This window comes from Haloferax prahovense (assembly GCF_000723845.1).
Classification (GTDB): Archaea; Halobacteriota; Halobacteria; order Halobacteriales; family Haloferacaceae; genus Haloferax; species Haloferax prahovense.
Map to the genome: position 1 here is coordinate 359,874 of NZ_LK053000.1, position 18,566 is coordinate 378,439.

20 protein-coding genes are annotated in these 18,566 nt (G+C 61.8%); 12 read left to right on the forward strand and 8 right to left on the reverse strand.

The genetic code is table 11. The features are described from left to right. Nucleotides 1-16: 16 nt before the first annotated feature. Nucleotides 17-778: an IclR family transcriptional regulator gene (locus BN984_RS01725; protein ID WP_008096140.1), complete on the reverse strand. Its 762-nt coding sequence runs from the start codon at nucleotides 776-778 to the stop codon at nucleotides 17-19. A 212-nt stretch (nucleotides 779-990) separates the two neighbouring features. On the opposite strand from BN984_RS01725, the gene BN984_RS01730 reads away from it, so the two are divergent. The 6 genes from BN984_RS01730 to BN984_RS01755 all read left to right on the forward strand — a co-directional run bounded on the left by BN984_RS01730 (nucleotide 991) and on the right by BN984_RS01755 (nucleotide 5,497). Next, nucleotides 991-1,416, forward strand: coding sequence for a secondary thiamine-phosphate synthase enzyme YjbQ (locus BN984_RS01730; protein ID WP_004967184.1), 426 nt, complete (start codon nucleotides 991-993; stop codon nucleotides 1,414-1,416). A 2-nt stretch (nucleotides 1,417-1,418) separates the two neighbouring features. Further along, the gene (locus BN984_RS01735; protein ID WP_008096134.1) at nucleotides 1,419-2,195 is read left to right on the forward strand and encodes a class I fructose-bisphosphate aldolase; all 777 of its coding nucleotides are present in this window, start codon (nucleotides 1,419-1,421) and stop codon (nucleotides 2,193-2,195) included. 28 nt (nucleotides 2,196-2,223) lie between these two features. Continuing rightward, nucleotides 2,224-2,901 carry a triose-phosphate isomerase gene (locus BN984_RS01740; RefSeq protein ID WP_008096132.1) on the forward strand — a complete coding sequence of 226 codons (678 nt, stop codon included), beginning with the start codon at nucleotides 2,224-2,226 and terminating at the stop codon, nucleotides 2,899-2,901. 107 nt (nucleotides 2,902-3,008) lie between these two features. After that, on the forward strand, nucleotides 3,009-3,305 hold the full coding sequence (locus BN984_RS01745) for a PTS sugar transporter subunit IIB (protein WP_008096130.1): 297 nt from the start codon (nucleotides 3,009-3,011) through the stop codon (nucleotides 3,303-3,305). Between the two features lie 172 nt (nucleotides 3,306-3,477). Then, nucleotides 3,478-4,920, forward strand: a complete 1,443-nt coding sequence (locus tag BN984_RS01750) for a PTS galactitol transporter subunit IIC (protein ID WP_049913649.1) — start codon at nucleotides 3,478-3,480, stop codon at nucleotides 4,918-4,920. A 115-nt stretch (nucleotides 4,921-5,035) separates the two neighbouring features. Then, entirely contained in the window at nucleotides 5,036-5,497 is a 462-nt protein-coding gene (locus BN984_RS01755) for a PTS sugar transporter subunit IIA (RefSeq protein ID WP_008096126.1), read from the forward strand. 64 nt (nucleotides 5,498-5,561) lie between these two features. Here the strand turns inward: BN984_RS01755 and ptsP are convergent, their stop codons facing one another. Continuing rightward, complete coding sequence (ptsP, locus tag BN984_RS01760; protein WP_049967501.1) at nucleotides 5,562-7,244, reverse strand: phosphoenolpyruvate--protein phosphotransferase; 1,683 nt, start codon at nucleotides 7,242-7,244, stop codon at nucleotides 5,562-5,564. A 128-nt stretch (nucleotides 7,245-7,372) separates the two neighbouring features. On the opposite strand from ptsP, the gene BN984_RS01765 reads away from it, so the two are divergent. Together BN984_RS01765 and BN984_RS19595 are read left to right on the forward strand one after the other, a co-directional pair. Beyond that, nucleotides 7,373-7,654, forward strand: a complete 282-nt coding sequence (locus tag BN984_RS01765; protein WP_081909148.1) for an HPr family phosphocarrier protein — start codon at nucleotides 7,373-7,375, stop codon at nucleotides 7,652-7,654. 130 nt (nucleotides 7,655-7,784) lie between these two features. Further along, nucleotides 7,785-7,946: a hypothetical protein gene (locus BN984_RS19595; protein WP_162832776.1), complete on the forward strand. Its 162-nt coding sequence runs from the start codon at nucleotides 7,785-7,787 to the stop codon at nucleotides 7,944-7,946. Nucleotides 7,947-8,345: 399 nt separating this feature from the next. Here BN984_RS19595 and BN984_RS01770 read toward each other — a convergent pair whose 3' ends face one another. Both BN984_RS01770 and BN984_RS01775 read right to left on the reverse strand, forming a co-directional pair. Then, nucleotides 8,346-8,672 carry a DUF7521 family protein gene (locus BN984_RS01770; RefSeq protein WP_008096119.1) on the reverse strand — a complete coding sequence of 109 codons (327 nt, stop codon included), beginning with the start codon at nucleotides 8,670-8,672 and terminating at the stop codon, nucleotides 8,346-8,348. Next, on the reverse strand, nucleotides 8,672-9,019 hold the full coding sequence (locus tag BN984_RS01775) for a transcriptional regulator (protein WP_008096117.1): 348 nt from the start codon (nucleotides 9,017-9,019) through the stop codon (nucleotides 8,672-8,674). The genes BN984_RS01770 and BN984_RS01775 overlap by 1 nt, the downstream gene beginning before the upstream one ends. A gap of 282 nt (nucleotides 9,020-9,301) precedes the next feature. Here BN984_RS01775 and BN984_RS01780 point away from each other — a divergent pair, with 282 nt between their 5' ends. The 3 genes from BN984_RS01780 to BN984_RS01790 are packed head-to-tail and all read left to right on the forward strand — an operon-like array spanning nucleotide 9,302 to nucleotide 12,581. Continuing rightward, nucleotides 9,302-10,768, forward strand: a complete 1,467-nt coding sequence (locus BN984_RS01780) for a COG1361 family protein (protein ID WP_049967502.1) — start codon at nucleotides 9,302-9,304, stop codon at nucleotides 10,766-10,768. Next, nucleotides 10,765-11,442 (forward strand): ABC transporter ATP-binding protein, encoded by a 678-nt coding sequence (locus BN984_RS01785; RefSeq protein WP_008096114.1) that lies wholly within the window; start codon nucleotides 10,765-10,767, stop codon nucleotides 11,440-11,442. Before BN984_RS01780 ends, BN984_RS01785 begins: the two co-directional genes overlap by 4 nt. Next, nucleotides 11,439-12,581, forward strand: a complete 1,143-nt coding sequence (locus BN984_RS01790) for an ABC transporter permease (protein ID WP_081909150.1) — start codon at nucleotides 11,439-11,441, stop codon at nucleotides 12,579-12,581. The genes BN984_RS01785 and BN984_RS01790 overlap by 4 nt, the downstream gene beginning before the upstream one ends. Nucleotides 12,582-12,686: 105 nt before the next feature. Here BN984_RS01790 and BN984_RS19600 read toward each other — a convergent pair whose 3' ends face one another. Then, nucleotides 12,687-12,836, reverse strand: a complete 150-nt coding sequence (locus tag BN984_RS19600) for a DUF7535 family protein (RefSeq protein WP_181950676.1) — start codon at nucleotides 12,834-12,836, stop codon at nucleotides 12,687-12,689. Between the two features lie 109 nt (nucleotides 12,837-12,945). Further along, nucleotides 12,946-14,154, reverse strand: coding sequence for an MFS transporter (locus tag BN984_RS01795; RefSeq protein ID WP_049967504.1), 1,209 nt, complete (start codon nucleotides 14,152-14,154; stop codon nucleotides 12,946-12,948). 514 nt (nucleotides 14,155-14,668) lie between these two features. On the opposite strand from BN984_RS01795, the gene BN984_RS01800 reads away from it, so the two are divergent. Continuing rightward, nucleotides 14,669-15,997, forward strand: a complete 1,329-nt coding sequence (locus BN984_RS01800) for a glycerate kinase type-2 family protein (protein ID WP_049967505.1) — start codon at nucleotides 14,669-14,671, stop codon at nucleotides 15,995-15,997. Between the two features lie 263 nt (nucleotides 15,998-16,260). On the opposite strand, the gene BN984_RS01805 is transcribed toward BN984_RS01800, so the two are convergent. Further along, entirely contained in the window at nucleotides 16,261-17,001 is a 741-nt protein-coding gene (locus BN984_RS01805) for an IclR family transcriptional regulator (protein ID WP_004975960.1), read from the reverse strand. Nucleotides 17,002-17,340: 339 nt separating this feature from the next. After that, entirely contained in the window at nucleotides 17,341-18,531 is a 1,191-nt protein-coding gene (locus BN984_RS01810) for a TAXI family TRAP transporter solute-binding subunit (RefSeq protein ID WP_233514248.1), read from the reverse strand. Nucleotides 18,532-18,566: the final 35 nt, after the last annotated feature.

Here is an 18,566-nt window from a genome sequence, read left to right on the forward strand (position 1 = left end):
AATATACATGTAATCCCTAGTGATTCGCGTGGAGTTCGATGACGTTGGCGGCGCTCTGGACGATGTCGGGAACCTCGTCGGTGAACCGTTCGTTATTCATGCGGCTGACGGGCTGCGAGACGCTGATTGCACCCAGGACGGTCCCGTCTTTTGCGATGATGGGTGCGCCAACGCACCGGAGCCCTCGGATGAGCTCCTCGTTGTCCACGGCGTAGCCCCGGTCACGGACCGTCGCCAACTGTGCGTCGAGTTCCGCTCTGTCGGTGATTGTCTGGTCGGTTTCCGCGGGAAGGCCGTGTTCGTCGATGATGTCGTCGACGCGCTCGGGAGGGAGGTGCGCCAGTATCGCCTTTCCGAGTCCGATGGCGTGAAGCGGCCGTCTGAGGCCGGGATAGATGTCTAAATCGACCGCCCGCTCACCCTGTTCGGAGGCGAGATAGACTCCCTGTCCGTACTCCTCGACCATCAGGTTCGCGAGTTCGCCCGTCTGGGACGCCAATCGGTGGACCTCGCGCTTCGCCACCTGATACAGCGGGTGGCGGTGCTGTACGTACCCCCCGAATCCGAGCAGGCGGAGACTCAGATCGTAATCGGTCCCGTCGCGGACGACGAACTTCTCGGCTTCGAGCGTGCTGAGATGGTTGTGGACCGTGCTCTTGTTCATATCGAGTTCCCGAGCAAGGAACGTCACGCTGCTTGACCCGTGTTCTCGGAGCGCGTCGAGCACCCGAATCGTCTTCCGACTCGTTTCGACCCGGTGGGGCGCGTTCTCTGTCATGACTGCGTGTCGTCGAGGCAACCCTAAATAGTTTGTTCCATTGAGTAGAACAGCTGTTCGACTCGGCGAGACAGCGGGGCGAACCGTCGACACCGTTCGAACGGCGGAGCAAGAAGCGTGGAACCGAGGTATTTGGTGTCTAAGGGCCGCTGTGCGGTGTTCGGAAAACTGTCGGCAAAAACTATTTACGCTCACTCTCTGAGCTACGGTGTATGGAGATACAGACAGAGAGCTTCTCCATCGAGAGCCACAGCAGGTTCGAGATTCTGAGCGTCACTCCCGAGGTGGAAGCGACCATCGAGGACCTCGGCGTGACCGATGGACTCGTGTACGTGTCGACGCCGCACACGTCTGCGGCGCTCTCGACCAACGAGTACGAAGAGAAGCTCCTCGACGACATGATTGACAAGTTCAAGGAGATCGCCCCCCCGGACGAGGGCTACTACCACGACCTCGACCACATCACCGCGGGCGAGCAGCCGAACGCTCACGCGCATCTCATCTCCGCGATGATCAAGCGACCGGTCCTTCTCGTCCTCCGCGACGGGGAGCTCGACCTCGGGACCTGGGAGGAGGTCATGTTCTTCGAACTGTGCGGCCCGCGCGAGCGAACGATTACCACGACGATTCTACAATAGCCATGACGGACCAACCACTCGGACGATCGGTGACTGTCGCTATCGACCACGGCCTCCATTGGGGTTCCCTCGAGGGGTTCGAGGACCCCGCGGCGCTCCTCGACACGGTGTTGGACGCCGGCCCCGACGGTATCCTGGCGAGCGTTCCCTTCCTGAAGCGCTTCGAGGACCGAATCGCCGCCGCCGACGTCCACACCATCGGCACGCTCGACCTCCTGTACGACTCGACGATGCCGGGCGATATCGAAAACGCCGAAATCCACTCTCAGGTGTTCAGCGTCGAGGACTGCGCCGACGTGGCCGACGCCGCGAAGGTCGCGCTCGTCTTCGGCCGGGAGGACCCCGACGTGCTGAAGGAGAACGCCGAGTTTGTCGCGGCCGCGGCCGAGGACTGCGACGACGCGGGGATTCCGCTCATCGTCGAGCCGACCCTCTGGGGGCAGCGCGCTGACGACGAGTTCGACACCGATTACCTCGCCAACGCCAACCGCCTGGGCTTCGAACTCGGCGCGGACATCCTGAAGACGCCGTATCCACCCACGGGCTTCGAGCGCATCGTAGACAACGCGCCGGTGCCGACGTACATCGCCGGTGGCCCCACCGTCGAGACGGACCGAGAGGTACTGGAGATGGTCCACGGTGCCGTCGAAGCCGGCTCGCAGGGCGTGATGTTCGGCCGCAACGTCTGGCAGCGAGACGACCCTGCCGCCATCATCGACGCACTCTCGGCTATCGTCCACGAGGGCGCGACCATCGAAGAGGCGGAGACGTTGCTATGACCCGCCGAACCACCCCTCAAACCCACTGATGAACCTTCCGTACCCCCACTTTCAGGTCAACTTCAAGGTGTACCCGGACACGAGCGGCGAGGACGCGCTCTCGTTCGCGCGGATGCTCGAAACGATAGAGGCGGAGACCGACGCGCGCTTCGTGTTGACGCCCCAACTGCCGGACATCCGACTGATAACCGAACACACCGACCTCGCCGTCACCGCGCCCGCGATGGACGCCGTCGAACCCGGTCGCGGGATGGGGAAAATCCTCCCGGAGACCGTCGCGGACGCGGGGGCCGACGGCGTCGTCATCAACCACGCCGAGAACCGCGACACGCTGTCCGACCTCGTGTGGAAAATCGAGCGTTGCCGCGACCTCGATCTCGACTCGGTCGTCTGCGTTGACAGCATCGAGATGGGTCGCGCGGTCGCGGAGTTCGACCCCGACTCGATGATATACGAGATGCCCGAAGACATCTCGTCGGACCGCGCGATCACGCAGACCCACCCCGACCGCGTTCGCGACTTCATGTCGATGGTCGAGACGGAGAACCCGCGCACTCGCGTCCTCGTCGGCGGCGGCATCTCGACCGCCGAGGACGTCCGCCTCGCCTTCGAACAGGGTGGCCATGCGACCGGTGCAGCGTCGGCCGTGTCGCTCGCGTCGGACCCGGAGTCGCTCCTCCGCGACATCGCCGCGAGTTTCCCCTGAGACGACCGCCGACAGCGGGCCGCCCCGTCTCGCTCCGCTCGGTGACTGCGGCGCGTCAGACCGGCGCAATCTTTTTAGTGATCATCGATGATGTGCAATACACGTCAATGACAACGAAAAACATCCTCGTAGTGTGTGGCACATCGGTCGCAACGTCGACGGTCGTCAAGGAAGCGCTGAAAGAGAAGCTCCCGGAGCGTGGTCTCGACATCGGGACCATTGCCAAGGCGAAGGCGACGGAAGCTCCTGGTAAGGTCTCCTCGGGGAACTTCGACCTCATCGTCACCACGACGCAACTCAACAAAGACAAGTTCGACATCCCGGTCATCCACACGACGGCGTTCATGACCGGTATCGGTCAAGACGAGGTCCTCGACGACATCGTCGCGGCGCTCCAAGACTGATTGATACGTCGCCGACGCTGATTTTTCACGAACGATAGCAATATTTATGTGGGATCACTCTCATCCTGAGACAGGGTTGTGAGTTAATAGCATGGCAGTACCAGAAGTACTCTTACAGAGTGGTGTGAGTTCCCTGTTGAATTCTATCAACAGCGTAATCCAATCGTTGGGCGTGAGCGTCCTCCTTCCGATAATCATCTTCCTCATCGCGCTCGCGTTCCGGGTGGACGTGTTGAAGGCGGCGCGCTCGTCCATCCTCATCGGCATCGGCTTCATCGGCATCAATCTCGTCATCGGGCTGTTCAGTGAGAACATCAGTCCGCTGGCCCAACAGATGGTCGAGGTGACCGGTATCACGCTGCCGGCGGTCGACGTCGGCTGGCCCGCCGCCGCAGCCATCGCCTTCGGTATCGCGGAACTCGGCGTCTGGATGATTCCGCTGTTCGTGGCGATGAACCTCGTCCTCTTCGCTATCGGCTTCACCTACACGCTCAACGTGGACATCTGGAACTACTGGCACTTCGCCTTCATCGGCGGGCTGGTCTACATGAGCACGAACAACTGGCTGTACTCGGTGGCAGTCGGGCTGACACTGGGGCTGTTCGTCCTCGTGGCCGCGGACTGGACGCAACCGGCCGTCGAAGAGACGTTCGACACGCCCGGCATCTCCATTCCGCACGGGACCTCGGCACCCTACGCCGTCGCCGCGATTCCGATTCACTGGGCGGTGGATAAGACGCCGCTCGGGAACATCGAAGCCGACCCCGACGCGATTCAAGACCGGTTCGGCATCCTCGGTGAACCAATCTTCGTCGGTCTCGCTATCGGACTCGTCATCGGTATCGCCGCCTACAGTAACGCGCTCTTCGTCGCCGAGAGCTGGTACGCCATCCTCACCGCCGGCATCTCGTTCGCTGCGGTGATGCATATCCTCCCGATGATGGTCGGCATCCTCATGGAGGGGCTGACGCCGCTTTCGGAGTCGATTCGGAACTACATGACCTCGCGGTTCGAAGACCGCGACATGGCGATCGGCCTCGACTCGGCCATCCTGATCGGCCACGAGTCAGTCATCGCGTCCAGCCTGCTCATCGTTCCCATCGCCATCGTGATGTCGATCATCCTCCCCGGCAACGACGTCCTGTGGGGAATCGACCTGGCGACGTTCCCGTTCTTCTTCGCGCTGATGGTTCCCATCATGAACGGCAACATCGTGAAGATGGTCGTCACGGGGACCATCCTGCTCATTCCGCTGCACTACATCTCTTCCGCGGTGGCTCCCCTCCTGACGCAGGCGGCGGGAAGCGCGGGCTTCGACCTCGGTGGCCGCGGGCTCATCACGTCGCCCGTCGCTGACGCGGGGTCGCCCGCGACGGGCATCCTGGCCCTCATCCCGGCACCGGTCGCCCTCGCGGTCGGACTCGTCATCGTCCTCGGCATCTGGGTCGCACTTCGGACGTGGCCCCAGCGGATGTACATGGTCGCCGGTGCGTCCGAAGAGAAAGCGCAGGAGACCGTCGAACGTCGTCACACCGGCAAGGGCGGTGGCCTCCTGCCCAACAAAATCGGCTCGACTGTCGACACGGCGGGCGCAGAGGGTCGCTCCGACGACTAACCGCGCAGTTCCCCGTTGACGTCCGCGGCCCGACCGCGACGAGACACCGTGCTTCGCCGAACCGTCGGCGAACCGGTACCAACACTTTTCTCGGAGACCCGCGTACGACTCATCGATGCGAACCGAAAGCCTCGAACTGACTGGCGAGACGGACGAAGCGGTCCTCACGGAACTTGGCGCGTACGCCTACGACCAAGGCTGGGCCGACGAGAGCTACGCCGACGCCCTTCTGACACGCGAAGCCGACTACCCGACGGGACTCGATATTCCGACGATGGGATTCGGCATCGCCATCCCCCACGCCGACCCCGACCATGTCACAGAACAGGCCGTGCTCCTCGGACTGCCGCCCGCGGGCGAGTCGATAGCGTTCCGAAGCATGGACAACCCCGACGAGCGCGTCGCCGCCGAAGTCGTCGTGTTACTCCTCGTGACCGACACCGACGGCTACTCGTCGTTCCTCTCGAACCTCGCCAAACTCTTTCAGGCCGAGGAGTTCGCCGAGATGACGAAGCGCCGCGACGCCGACGGCCTGCTCGACCTCGTCGTCGAGCGCTGTGTCGATTTCGACGGCTGAAAAGACGAGACGCCATGGAGTGGCGCGTCACGACGAGTGAGCGGCCAGTACTCCACTCCAGTTCTCAGTCGATGAGCGCTCGCACGTCCTCGCGGGTCTCGGCGCGGAGGGCCGCCTCGGCGAGCGCCGCCGCCGACTCGTCGTCGATGCCCTGGACGCCCGCTTTCACGTCGGGAACCGTCACGGCGCTCATGCTCAGTTCGTCGAGGCCGAGCCCGACGAGCAGTTCGGTGAGGGCCGGGTCGCCGGCCATCTCACCGCACATACCGACCCAGGCGTCACCTTCGTGGGCGGCCTCGACCGTCCGCGCGATGGCGCGGAGGACCGGCGGGTGAAGCGGGTCGTGTAAGGAGGCGACGCGGTCGTCGTCGCGGGCCGCAGCCATCACGTACTGCGTGAGGTCGTTCGTCCCGATACTGAGGAAGTCGAGGCGGTCGGCGAACTCGTGGGCGAGAAAGACCGACGCCGGCGTCTCGACCATCGCGCCGAGTTCGGGAACCGCGTAGTCGACGCCCGCCTCGTCCAGTTCCGCGGCGATTGCGCTCACTTCGTCGAGAAGCGCGTCGAGTTCGGTGACTGTCGACACCAGCGGGAACATCACGGCGAGTTGCGCCGGCCCCGCGGCCGCGCGCAGAATCGCGCGGACGTGTTCTTCGAACAGTTCGGGTCGCTCGCCCGGTGCGAACCGGACGCCACGAACGCCGAGAAACGGATTGTCGCCGGTGTCGGAGTCGACGTACGGAATCGGCTTGTCGCCCCCGATATCGAGCGTTCGGACGACCACGCGCGACCCAGCGAACGTCTCGCACACCTCGCTGAGTGCCTCGTACTGCTCGTCTTCGTTCGGCGGCGTCTCCCGGTCGAGAAAGAGGAACTCTGTTCGAAAGAGCCCGACGCCGTCCGCACCGCGTTCGGCGGCCGCCACCGCTTCCCGCGGCGTCCCGACGTTCGCGGCGACTTCGACGTGCCGGCCACCGGCCGTCGTGACGGGGTCGTGCTGAACCGTCGCACCGCTCGATTCCCGCGCCGCGGCGACGGCGTCGGCGTCTGGGTCGACGGTCACGTCGCCCGTGGTGCCGTCGACGACGAGACGCGTGCCGTCAGCAAGGTCGAGCACGTCGGTGCCGACGCCGACCACCGCCGGAATCGCCAGCGACCGTGCCATGATGGCGGCGTGGGAGGTTCGTCCTCCCTCGACCGTGACGAACCCGGCGACGGCGTCGGGGTCTAACTGCGCGGTATCGCTCGGGGTGAGTCGCTCTGCGACGAGCACCGTTCCCTCGGGGAGCGCCGAGAGGTCGACCCGGTCGCGGTCGAGCAGGATGCGGAGCAGTCGGTCGCGGACGTCGCGGAGGTCGTCCGCGCGCTCGGCGAACATCCCGTCTGCGGCCTCGAACGTGGCGATTGGGTCCTCGAACGCCTGCGAAACGGCGCGCTCGGCGGTGACGCCGTCGTCTTTGAGTGCGGTCTCGACGCCCTCGGTTATCTGTGGATCGGCGAGGAACTGCTGGTGCGCATCGAATATCTCCGCTTCTTCCGCGCCGACGCGCTCGGCCGTCCGAGAGCGCTCGCGGGCGAGTTCGTCCGCCGCCGTCTCCCGTGCCTCTTCGAACCGCCGACGTTCGGTCTCGGGGTCGGCCGCCAACCGTTCGTCATCGTCGAGGTCGACTGTCGAATCGTACTGGACGACCGTGCCGACACCGAGCAGTGGCGTCACCCCGACGCCCGAGATTCGGCGGTCGCTCATCGGTCCCTCGTAGCTATCGCTGAATACGCTGCGCTTGCGAACATCGCACGCGTCTAGTCCGTGTCCGCCGGCAAAAACGCTCGCCTAGCGGAAAAGCCTTAGTGCCGGCGTGGGAAATGCGCGCACGGATGGCAGCGAAATCAGCGACAGTAGTCGTAGAGCACGAGACCGGTCTCCACGCGCGCCCCGCGTCGATGTTCGTCCAGACGGCGTCGAAGTTCGAGACGGACATCTCCGTGCGGAAAGCCGGCGGGGAGACGGAAGTAGATGCGAAAAGTAGCATCGCCGTCCTCTCGCTCGGTGTCGGCCCGGACGAGGAAATCGTCATCACCGCCGACGGCAGCGACGGTGAACAGGCCATCGAACGACTCGTCGAACTCGTCCAGAACGACTTCGACCTCGATCAGTAGACGGCCGCCCGGGCTCGCGGTCGACCGCGACGCTCGACGGCGTGGCGAGCGCGACCCGCGGCCACAAAGCCGCTTGCACCTTCGACGCCGAACCGACGCTCGCGACCGCCGGCCGGGATGATGACGACAGATGAGCATCGCCGTCAAGCCGATGTTCTGCCTCGTTCTGACGGTCGCCATCGTGAGCCGCCTGCTGTTCAACTCCGGCGGGGCGCTGGCGATGGTCGACGACGAGTTCGACCGCGGGGGGGAGCGGCCTCGCGGGGTGTCTGTGTCTCTCGTTCGGAGATAGAAACATACAATAATTGAGGGGAATGGAGATTATCTAAAGATATGTCATTTTAGGTCTGTTCGGACAGTACATATAAATAGACGTATCAGGCCATCTATCGGTGTTTGAGGAGTATTTGTCTTAGACTGCTATTCGAGTATCGATAATCTGGCCTAGCTGGCCAGATATTGAATTAATCAGCGTACTCGCGTATTTCCGAGCCTAATTGACAGAAAAAACTCATATTTCGAAAATCTATTTCTGATTTATGATAGTATGTCCTTGCCACGAACGGTCTCCCCACTCCGGAGTGACGTTCGTTACCGAGAACGACGGCGACCGAGTCGCCTCCGGTGCTGGACGGGTTCTGAAGCGCGCGAACGACACGGAAGTCGGAAGCGTCTCGGACTCGGTTGACCCCTAGGACCCACTCCGAAGCGCAAGTGAGTAGATGATAAACGACAGTCCGACGATTTGGCTTATCGCGGTCCCGAGCGGCAGATAAAACATGTAGATGTCGACGTGGAGCCCAAACGAGGCGGTGGCGAGCGACATGAGCGGTGGAATGACGGTGACGAACGCGAGGCCGACCGCGAGAAACAGCATTCGTCGGTTCGCGTTCCGACGGTATCCGTGGTAAGCCTGGAAGACGATAAACAGACCCATCACGATTGTGACGAAGAACGCGACGAACAGCGTCACGTAGCGTATCGGCAGCGTAAGAAGGTCAATCTGAAGCGGTTGCATCACAGTTCCTCCCAGATTCGCGTGAAGCGGTCCGCCATCGTTTCGGGCTCCCGTTCTTCGATTGTGAGTTTGAGTTCATTGTTCTCTAATTCCACCGTGAGGCGCTTGAGTCGTGCTTTGTAGACGCTGTAGTGGTGCCCATCGCCTTCGAGTTCGGTCTGCTCTTCGAGAAGCCCGCAGTCGATCAAGCGCTCGGTGCGCCGGTAAATCGTCGGGAGCGACGCGTCGCACACTTCGCTAAGCTCTTTGGCGGACTTCGCTGTCGTGTCTGTCGACGTGAGGATGGTTCGTGCGTATTCGTCGTCGAGGAGGCGGTAGACTTCCTCCGATGCGGACTCCTCACACACAACGGGATATCATCGTGAGTGATGTTTATCGGTGCGTCGATTTTCTGGCCCAGAAAACGTGCGTCGCCCTATATGCTCTCGGGGCGAGACGGCAGTCGGACATCTGTGACCCGGTCAAACTTTCCGACCCAGAAAATCTGTGTCGGTGTTTAATCACCTATCTCCCGCTTGCTCTCTCGTGAAACGACAGCCAGCCTCCGATGGCCATGTTCGAGTATTGCACTGCCAATCGAGTGGACGACGACTCGCACGTCGCCGGAGCGTAATCGAGGTGGAGTCTCGGTGAAGCGACTCTGCTCCGCTGTGTTCGCGTTGTTGTTGCTCACATCGTCGGTCGGTGCCGTCGCGAGTACGGCAGGTGCGACCCAAGTCGCCATCGATGCCGACGCGTCCGTGAGCGACCCCGCACCGGGCGAACCGTTCGAAGTCACCGTCAACCTGAGCAACGTCGGCGACGAGTCGGCCGAGGTGACCGACGTGTATCTCCGCGATCCGAGCGGGGCCGAATACGCGCGGGCTGAAGATCTCGGATCGCTCATCTCGGGACGCGAGATGAGCGTTCCCATGAGCGTCACCCTCGACGAAGAGGGGAGAAAACGGCTTACTGTTCAGGCGGCCGTTAGAGCACAAAGCGGTGAATACACACGGGTGAGCTACCCGATATACGTAGACGTCGAGACCCCTGACGAGGCCGCGATTTCGTTCGAATCCCTTGACCCCGTCGCGAGTGACGAGCGTTCCGTCGGGGTGACCGTCGCCAACGGTGACACCGACGCGATTTCGAACGTCAAGCTCACGCTCGGCGGCGACGCGAATGTGGACGACCCGAAGCGCGTGAGCGCCTCGGTCGCGCCCGGTTCGCAGGCCGACTACACGTACAACGTGACATTTCCCGAAGCCGGTGAGCACACGCTCCGCGCCACGGTCCAGTACAAAACCGCGACCGGAGCAACGCGGACAGCGACCGTCGAGAAGGCGGTGACCGCCGAAACCGCTGATATCGACACCGGTCTCACCGCGACGGTGGCCGAGTCGAACGGGTCGTCGGTCATTCAGACGACGCTCACAGAGTATGGGAACGTCGGCCTCACCGACGTTCAGTTCCGGGCGGTCGTCGACGGAACGGTGGTTGAACGCGCCCTCGTCTCGGACGTCGACCCCAAGTCGTCGCAGACGTTCGCACTCAGCGGGACCGACATTCCCACGGGTGCGGTAACCATTGTCGCCGCGTACACCGCCGGTGGTAACGCGCACACGACCGAAACGACCATCGACTACAACCCCCGCGAGTTGTCGAACATCGAACTGACCGGTATCGAAGCGACGCGGAGCGGTTCGACCGTCACGCTGAGCGGCGAAGCCGCGAACGTCGGGAGCAGTGACGCAGACTCCGTGCTCATGAGCGTCGGCGACGCCGCCGGGGTCAGCCCGGCCGCGCCGAACGGCGAGTACTTCGTCGGCACCGTCGAGTCGAGCGAGTTCGCCACGTTCGAACTGACTGCCGATACGGGTTCAAACGGCTCAGTCGACAGCCTTCCCGTCGAAATCCGCTACTCTGCGGGCGGTGAGCAGTTCGTCCGGACGGTCGCTGTCGACCTCGCATCGAGCGAGTCGGCCGCGCAAGGCGATGCGGCCGCGAGCAGTAGTTCCGGTGGTGGCAGCAGCGGTTTCTCCGTGGCGGCGCTCGGTCTCGCACTCACCGTTGCGGTCGGTGCTGCTGGTGTCTACTGGCGGCGACAACAGTCATGAGCGTCATCGAACTCGAGGATGTCATCAAGCGCTATCAGAGTGGTGTGGAAACGGTTGAGGCGCTCAAGGGCGTGGACTTCAGCGCCGACCGCGGCGAGATGGTCACCGTCATCGGCCCTTCGGGTTCGGGCAAGAGTACCATGCTCAACATGATCGGACTGCTCGATACGCCCACCGAGGGCCACGTCCACCTTGACGCCCGCGACGTGACCGACTTCAGCGAAGACGAACTCACCGAAGAACGTCGGACGGGAATCGGGTTCGTGTTCCAGGACTTCCACCTGCTTCCCATGCTGACGGCGGTCGAGAACGTCGAACTCCCCTCGATGTGGAACACCTCGGTAGACAGGCACGACCGCGCGGTTGAGTTGCTCCGTCGCGTCGGTCTCGGCGACCGCTTAGACCACACGCCCGACCAGTTGTCCGGCGGCCAACAACAGCGTGTCGCGGTCGCGCGGTCGCTCATCAACGAACCGGATATCCTCTTGGCCGACGAGCCCACGGGGAACCTCGACCAGGACACCGGTCAGACGATTCTCGAAGAACTGACGCGGCTGAAGGAAGACGAGAACGTCGCCATCGTCGCGGTCACCCACGACGACCAGATGCTCGACTACACCGACACCACCGTCCGCATCGTCGACGGCGTCATCCAAGAGGTGGCTCAGCCGTGAGTATCGCTGATTACCTGTGGCGGTATCCGAGCGCGCTCATGGCGTGGCGCAACCTCGGCCGCAACCGAACGCGAACGGTGCTGGCGGCACTCGGCATCGTCATCGGCGTGATTTCCATTGCGTCGCTCGGGATGGCGGGTGCAGCACTCCAACAGCAGGCGACCTCCGATCTCGGCTCTATCGGCGGTGATGTGACGGTTGCCTCCGGCGCGGACAGCGCCAGCGACGGCGTCACCCGAGCGCAGGTCGAAACGCTCCGAGACATCGTGAGTGATGCGGAGGTGGTCCCACAGAAGTCGAACTCGACGACGCTGACCGCGCGAAACGGCGAGGAGGCGCGGATGAGCGTCACGGGGGTGACGAACGCGGCCGCGCTGTACAACCTCACGAACGGCGACGCACCGAGTCGGCTGGCTTCGGGGGCGCTCATCAGCAACGGCACCGCCGAGACACTCGACCTCGAACTCGGCGACCCCGTCGAGTACGACGGTCAGATATACCGCATCAGCGGGTTCCTCGAGGGGTCGGGTGGCTTCGGCGGCGGTGGCGGCCAACTCGTGTTGCCGATATCGGCGCTCTCTGAGCAGGACGGTTACGACACCGTGACCGTCGTCGCCGGCAATAGCGACGCGGCCACGGCCCTCGCTGACGTGATCGACTCCCAGTTCAACGAGGAAGACGACGAGGAGCTACGCGTGAGCACGTTCGGGAGCTTAGACAGCCTCGAAACGTTCCTGAACACGCTCAACTACGCGCTGCTCGCTATCGGTGCCATCTCGCTCGTCGTGGCGAGCGTCGCCATCCTCAACGTGATGCTGATGAGCACGGTCGAACGCCGCGGCGAAATCGGCGTCCTCCGGGCCGTCGGGATTCGCCGTGGTGAGGTGCTCCGGATGATTCTGACCGAGGCCGCCCTCATGGGTGCTGTCGGCGGGTTGATCGGGGCGCTCGGGTCGCTCCTGGTCGGGCTGGTCATGTTCCAGTTACTCACGGGTGACGCGATGGCCGTGTTCAACTGGAGCAGCTCTCAGTACCTCCTGTTCGGGTTCGCATTCGCCGTCGTGGCGAGCGTCCTGAGCGGTGTCTACCCCGCGTGGAAGGCCGCCAACGACCGCCCGGTCGACGCGCTTCGGAGCTGAGGCGTCGACCCCGTTTCGCCGACACCCGTCGGGGGGTTCGGACTCGGACGTCAAACGGGTGGAAAAACACGTGCTGACGTGCGGCCTAGAGGGAGAGGAACGCGCCTAATGGAGCGCTCTCCACACCAGACCGAGGAGGATGAACGGTACGAACGGTATCATGAGCACCGAAATCCCAGCGACGAGGAGCGTCCCGATGAGGCTCATCTCGGTGTTCGAGTAATCGGTTCGAACGGGGTTGACTGCGCGAGCCATACGTACCCGTCGGATTTCCTCATACATAATGTAACTGGATAGTTAATATATAAATGGTCGCAGGAACGGGGACGGTAGTTGTGGGTGAAAACACGGCACGACGGTAGGCTCACACCCGGCTCGGTTCCGGCGCTCGAAGCGCCAACAGGACGCCGGCGATGGCGACGCCCCCGGCGGCGACGAACGCCGGCGCGTATCCCGCGTAGTCGATAATCGCGCCGGCGGCGATGGGGGCGGCGAACGCGCCCAGGAGGCCGACGCTCGTCAGGAGTGAGACGGCCGTGGTCCGCACCGCGGGGGCGACGAGTTCGGCGATGTACGAGAAGATGAGCCCCGTCACGAGTTGGATGGCGAAGCCGACGACGACGACCGCGCCGACGACGAGGCTGAGTTCCGAGACGAACGCGAACGCGACGACCGCCGGCGTGGCGACGGCGAACGACGAGACGATGACGCGACGGCGACGACCGCCGAACACGCGGTCGGTGACCACGCCGCTACTCGACCGTGCGACCGCGCCGATGGCGGGGAACAGCGCGGTCAAGAGGCCGCTCGCGGCCAGCGAGATTTCGAACTCGCTGGCGAGGAAACTCGGCAGCCACGTGTTGACGAAGAGGTACAGCGAGTAGGCGAGAAAACAGAGCGCGCAGACGGTCCAGACCGCCCGGCTGCCGAACAGTTCGCGGAGCGCCGCCCGGTCGGGTGCGGGCGCGTCGACGCCGGGGACGCGCCGGCGGGTCGCGAGCAAGAAAACCACGACGCCGACGACGGCGACCGCGGCGTACAGCGGGAGAATCGCGGGCCACCCGGCGACGTTCGCGATGAGCGGGCTCCCGAACTGTCCGAGGGCGAAGCCGACGGGCGCGCTCGCGGTGAACACGCCGACCGCGGTCGCGCGCTGTTCCGGGGGGACCGCGCTGCCGACCACGTTCGCGCCCGCGTTCCAGAACGTGACGTACGCGAGCCCGCCGAGCACCCGTGAGACGAGGAGCCAGCCGTACGCCCCGGCGGTGGCCGCGTACCAGCCCCACCCGCCGGCGACGACGAGGGCGACGGTCGCGAGCGCGACCACGCGGCGCACCGAAAAGCGGTCGAGGACGACGCCGACGGGGACGCTCGTGACGACCGCCGTCGCGTACATGATGCTCACGAGCCAGCCCGCCGCGCTCGCGCTCAGCCCGAGAGACTCCTGAATCACCGGCAGCACGCTGGCGGGGGCGATTTCGTAGGCCGCCGCCGCCGTCGAAAGCAGGAAGAAGCCGACGACGATGCCCAGTATCTCGCGTCGCGTGCCCGCCGTGTCCGGTGTCGTACTCACGGTTTCGCTACCTGCTCGGCGTGGACTGAAATCGTTTGTCGTTCTGCTGTGCTGAGCAGACGAGCCACACGATAGTTTTGTGCTTTTTGTCGATTACTACCGTTCTTCGAGCACGGTATTGTCTCGGGCCAATTGACACAGACTAATACAATACTCTAACACTAGTGTAATCTATTTTTGCTCGATTATCTGGGACGACTGTCGATGTGAAACACTATAGGGAAATACATAACGGTGAAAATAGCTGAGATGGCTGATTAAATGTGAGACATACATAGTTTATTGAGGGTGTCTCGAGATATATGGTGAAAACTACGATCTCCTGGGTGACTGGCCCATACCTGAAAACTAGTGTTTGTATTGTTATTTATTTTCAATATTGATAGATGAAGTTACTATCTCCGAGCGGAGGAGAATAGTCTTGTGTAGACACGACAACGTCGCGCAGCTATCCATCAACACGAGACACGAAACGCCAGTACATTTTTGAGTTCTTGGTTGAGAGTATCCACTGATGTTTGCAAATCGGGCTGCCCTTGCAGCTACATCCGAACACAAACTCGTACTCGACTGCCTTGAGGCGGGGATTCGCGCTGCACACCCGCAGTCGGTTATCGAGCGGACTGTTTCGGTAGTAGACAACACGTTACACGTCGGTGAGCACGACTACGACCTCGACGACTACGACCGCCTGCTCGTGTTGGGTGGTGGTAACGCCGCTGGCCACGTCGCTGCGGCCCTCGAGACGTGCTTGTCCGACCGAATCGACGACGGACTGGTCGTGACAGACGATCCTGTTTCGCTCTCGAGGGTCAGCTGTGTCGAGGGGTCTCACCCGATTCCAGATGGGTCCGCCGTTTCGGGGACCGCCGAGCTATTGGAGCTCGCGTCGGACGCGACGACAGACGATCTCGTGCTCAGTATCGTGACGGGTGGGGGGAGCGCTCTCCTTCCTGCCCCAGCGGGTACACTCACTCTTAGTGACGTACAGGCAGTCACCGAGACACTTCTCAGGGCCGGTACGACGATTGGAGAGATCAATACGGTTCGAAAACATCTCTCAGCAATCAAGGGCGGCCGTCTCGCGGTCGCTGCCTCGCCAGCGGATGTCATCGGGCTCGTGTTCAGCGATGTTGTCGGGAACGATTTAGGTGCAGTCGCGAGCGGCCCCGTCTCGCCGGATCCGACGACATATGGCGACGCACAAGCGGTGTTCGACCGCTACACCATCGAACCGCCTGAACCGGTTGTGCGCCACCTCAAAGATGGCTGCCAAGGGGGGCACCCAGAAACGCCTACAGAAGACCACCCGGCTTTCGCTAGTGTGGACGTTCACGTCTTGGCAGATAACGGAACTGCGTTGGAGAGTGCCGCTAAAGTCGCTCACGAACACGGGTACGAGCCGATGATCTTGTCATCACATGTCCGAGGCGAAGCGAGCGAAATCGCGAAAGTACACGTCGGTCTCGCAGAGGAAGCACTCGCCGCGAAACGACCGGTCGAACCACCAGCGGTCGTCCTTTCTGGAGGCGAAGCGACGGTTACCGTTTCGGGCGACGGACATGGCGGTCCAAACCAAGAGTTCGCGTTGAGTGCTGCACTCGAACTCGATGCGGCGGGCGTCGTCGTTGGAGCGGTTGATACGGATGGCATTGACGGCAATACCGACGCCGCTGGGGCACTCGTCGATGCCGAGCTACTTGACGACCAGGAGAGTGCACAGGCTGGGCTCGCACAAAACGACGTCTATCCACACCTTGAGGCCGCTGAGGCACTTCTTCGATCGGGGCCGACCGGGACAAATGTAAACGATCTTCGTGTGATGGTCATCACGTCGACGTGAACCGCCTCGGGGTCAAGCCCCGGGACTTCCCGTGGGTAGACCCGACATTCTGTGTTTCCCCTTCGTGGGCCGTGGTCCGCACGAGAATGTCTCAATCGTGACCCAGCATCGAGCCGGTCGGCATCTATCTACGCAACAACACGTATTATATAAAGTTCCATCTCGTGGGATATGATCGTCGATGATAGATTATGTAGCAAGGGATTACAACGATATCTTTGTAATGTATAGCACGAACATCGCTTCACCCGCACGGCAGTCGTCTACTGGTATTTCATATTGAGCTCGACCTCGTTGACGACACCCAGGAGTTTGTCTGGCAGTTCTTCGCGGTAGAATTCACCTTTGAACCGGTTCTGTGGACCGGAGATACCGATCGCACCTAACGGCTGTCCGTTCGGCTTGATAACTGGAACTGAGACGGACCGGAGACCCTCAATATACTCTTGATCGTTGAAACTGACGCCCTCGTCTCTGATCTCGCGGAGTTCGTCGTAGAGCTCGTCTTCGTCCGTGATGGTGTTCTCGGTGACTTTTGGGAGCCCATGACGCTCGATAATGCGAGCGATTTGGTCGTCGGTCAGTTGAGCGAGAATCGCTTTTCCGCCGGAGGTCGCGTGGATTGGCATTCGCTTTCCGAGCTGCGTGTTCGTCTGAACGGCGTGTTCTCCGGTTTCTCGATAGATGTACACGAGGTAACCGTGTTCTTCGATCATGAACTGAGCACGTTCGTCAGTTTCCGAGGCGAGTGCTTTGACTTTCGGTTCGATCTGAGCGAACGCCTCGTGTCGGTTGTTTACACCCATACCGATGTAAAGAAACCGGGAGCCGATATAGTAGAGATCTCCCGTCTTCATCACGTACTCTCGTTCCTCGAGTGTCTTGAGATGCCGGTGAACCGTGCTCTTGGGCAGCTCTAACTCCGTCGCCAGTTCCGATACTCGAGCCCCGTTTCGGTCTCGTAGTTCCTCGATAATCCTGAACAGCTTGTGTGTCGTTTTCATGGTTTGTGTTTCCGTTAGTCGTGATTCTCAGCGATGACACATAAAGTTTCACAATGTGGAACAGAACACTCGGAGTCTCACTTCGGATTGGCGCGCGTGTCTCGCCGTACACACGTAGTGTTCGTGTGAGTCACACCCACACATATTCACTCAACAATCATTACGGTTGTTCGCGTGTCCATCCATCCGTCTTCGAACGCAACGAAGTGAGACCCCATACTGGCCGCCAATCAGCATCGAGTGTGTGCCATGATACGGAACTTTATATACGAACATACTGAGTACGAAGTACAATCGGTGACTATCATAAAAAACGAAACGTCCGTCAGTTTGGTTTCGTTACGCTTCGTCGCCGACGGTCCAGGAGTCGTCCCACACGTCTTGTTCCTTGTAGAACTCAGCAACACCCGGGTGGACCGGATGTTCTGGAATGACTGCGGTGGCCATATCTGCCGGGTCAGAGTGGTCAGCGTACGTCTGGTCGGCCTCTCGGATCGTCTCGCCGTGTTCGTGACTGATCCGAGCCAGTTCGTGTGCGGCGTCTGCTGGCACTTCCGGGCCGAGCAGACACTGCAGGTCAAGATTCCAGCTGACGATCGAGTCGGTAACCTTCGTGACCTCCTGATTCCACCCGTACGGCTCGATTTCGGCTAAACGTGCGCCGCCGACCTCTTCGATGGCCTGTTTGAAGTCGTCGGCGACATCGACGAGATAGACGTCGTTTCGAGCGTCGATCTGCTTTGCCCAGCCAGTCAGTTCGACGCGATTCGACCCGTACACCGCAACAGCGTCAACGCGTCCCTCTTCGATCGCACCAGGGATGTCGCTCGTGTTGACGTTGATGATGTCGACTTCCTCCCACATTCCGGCGACTCGCATCACCTCTTCGGTGAGTAGTCGCGTCCCGAAGCCCGGCTGAATCGGGTAGACGGTTTTCCCCGCGAAGTCTGCGGTCGATTCGATTCCAGAGCCTTCCACGGCAACCCAGAAGATGTCGAGACCGTTGAACCGGAACGACTGATAGCCGATGTTGTCGACCGGTTCATCGTTGAATCGGTCCGTTTCGTTGACCGCTTTGTTGATCGTGTTGTTGTCCGTCGCGATGGCAGGGATGTTGCCCTGGTCGTACTGGTACATGTTGGCGACGTTCCCCTGGGTCTGCTCGACGGTCATTCGGAGGGAGTCGCTGTGCTCGTTGAGTGCTCGAGCAAGTGCTTGCATCGAGTTGAACGCCGTACTCCCCTGTGAGGAGCCGCCCATCCGTAGTTGGTACGAGCTACCACCTGAGCCACCGTCCGAACCCGAATCATCGCTCGAGCCGCCGTCCGACCCTGAATCGCCGCCGGATCCACTGCCAGACCCACTGTCGGATTCGCTGTCGCCACCGAGACAGCCGGTGATTGCAACGGTCCCGGCACCCGCAGCGGCTGCTTTGAGAATACTCCGTCTAGTCCGTGCGCTGTGTGCTTGCTTAGACATCCGCTCTTGACGTTCATGTACATCGATGATAAACCTTGTTGTTAATTCCAATATTTGATTGGTACTCAAATTATCGTCAGGGGGTC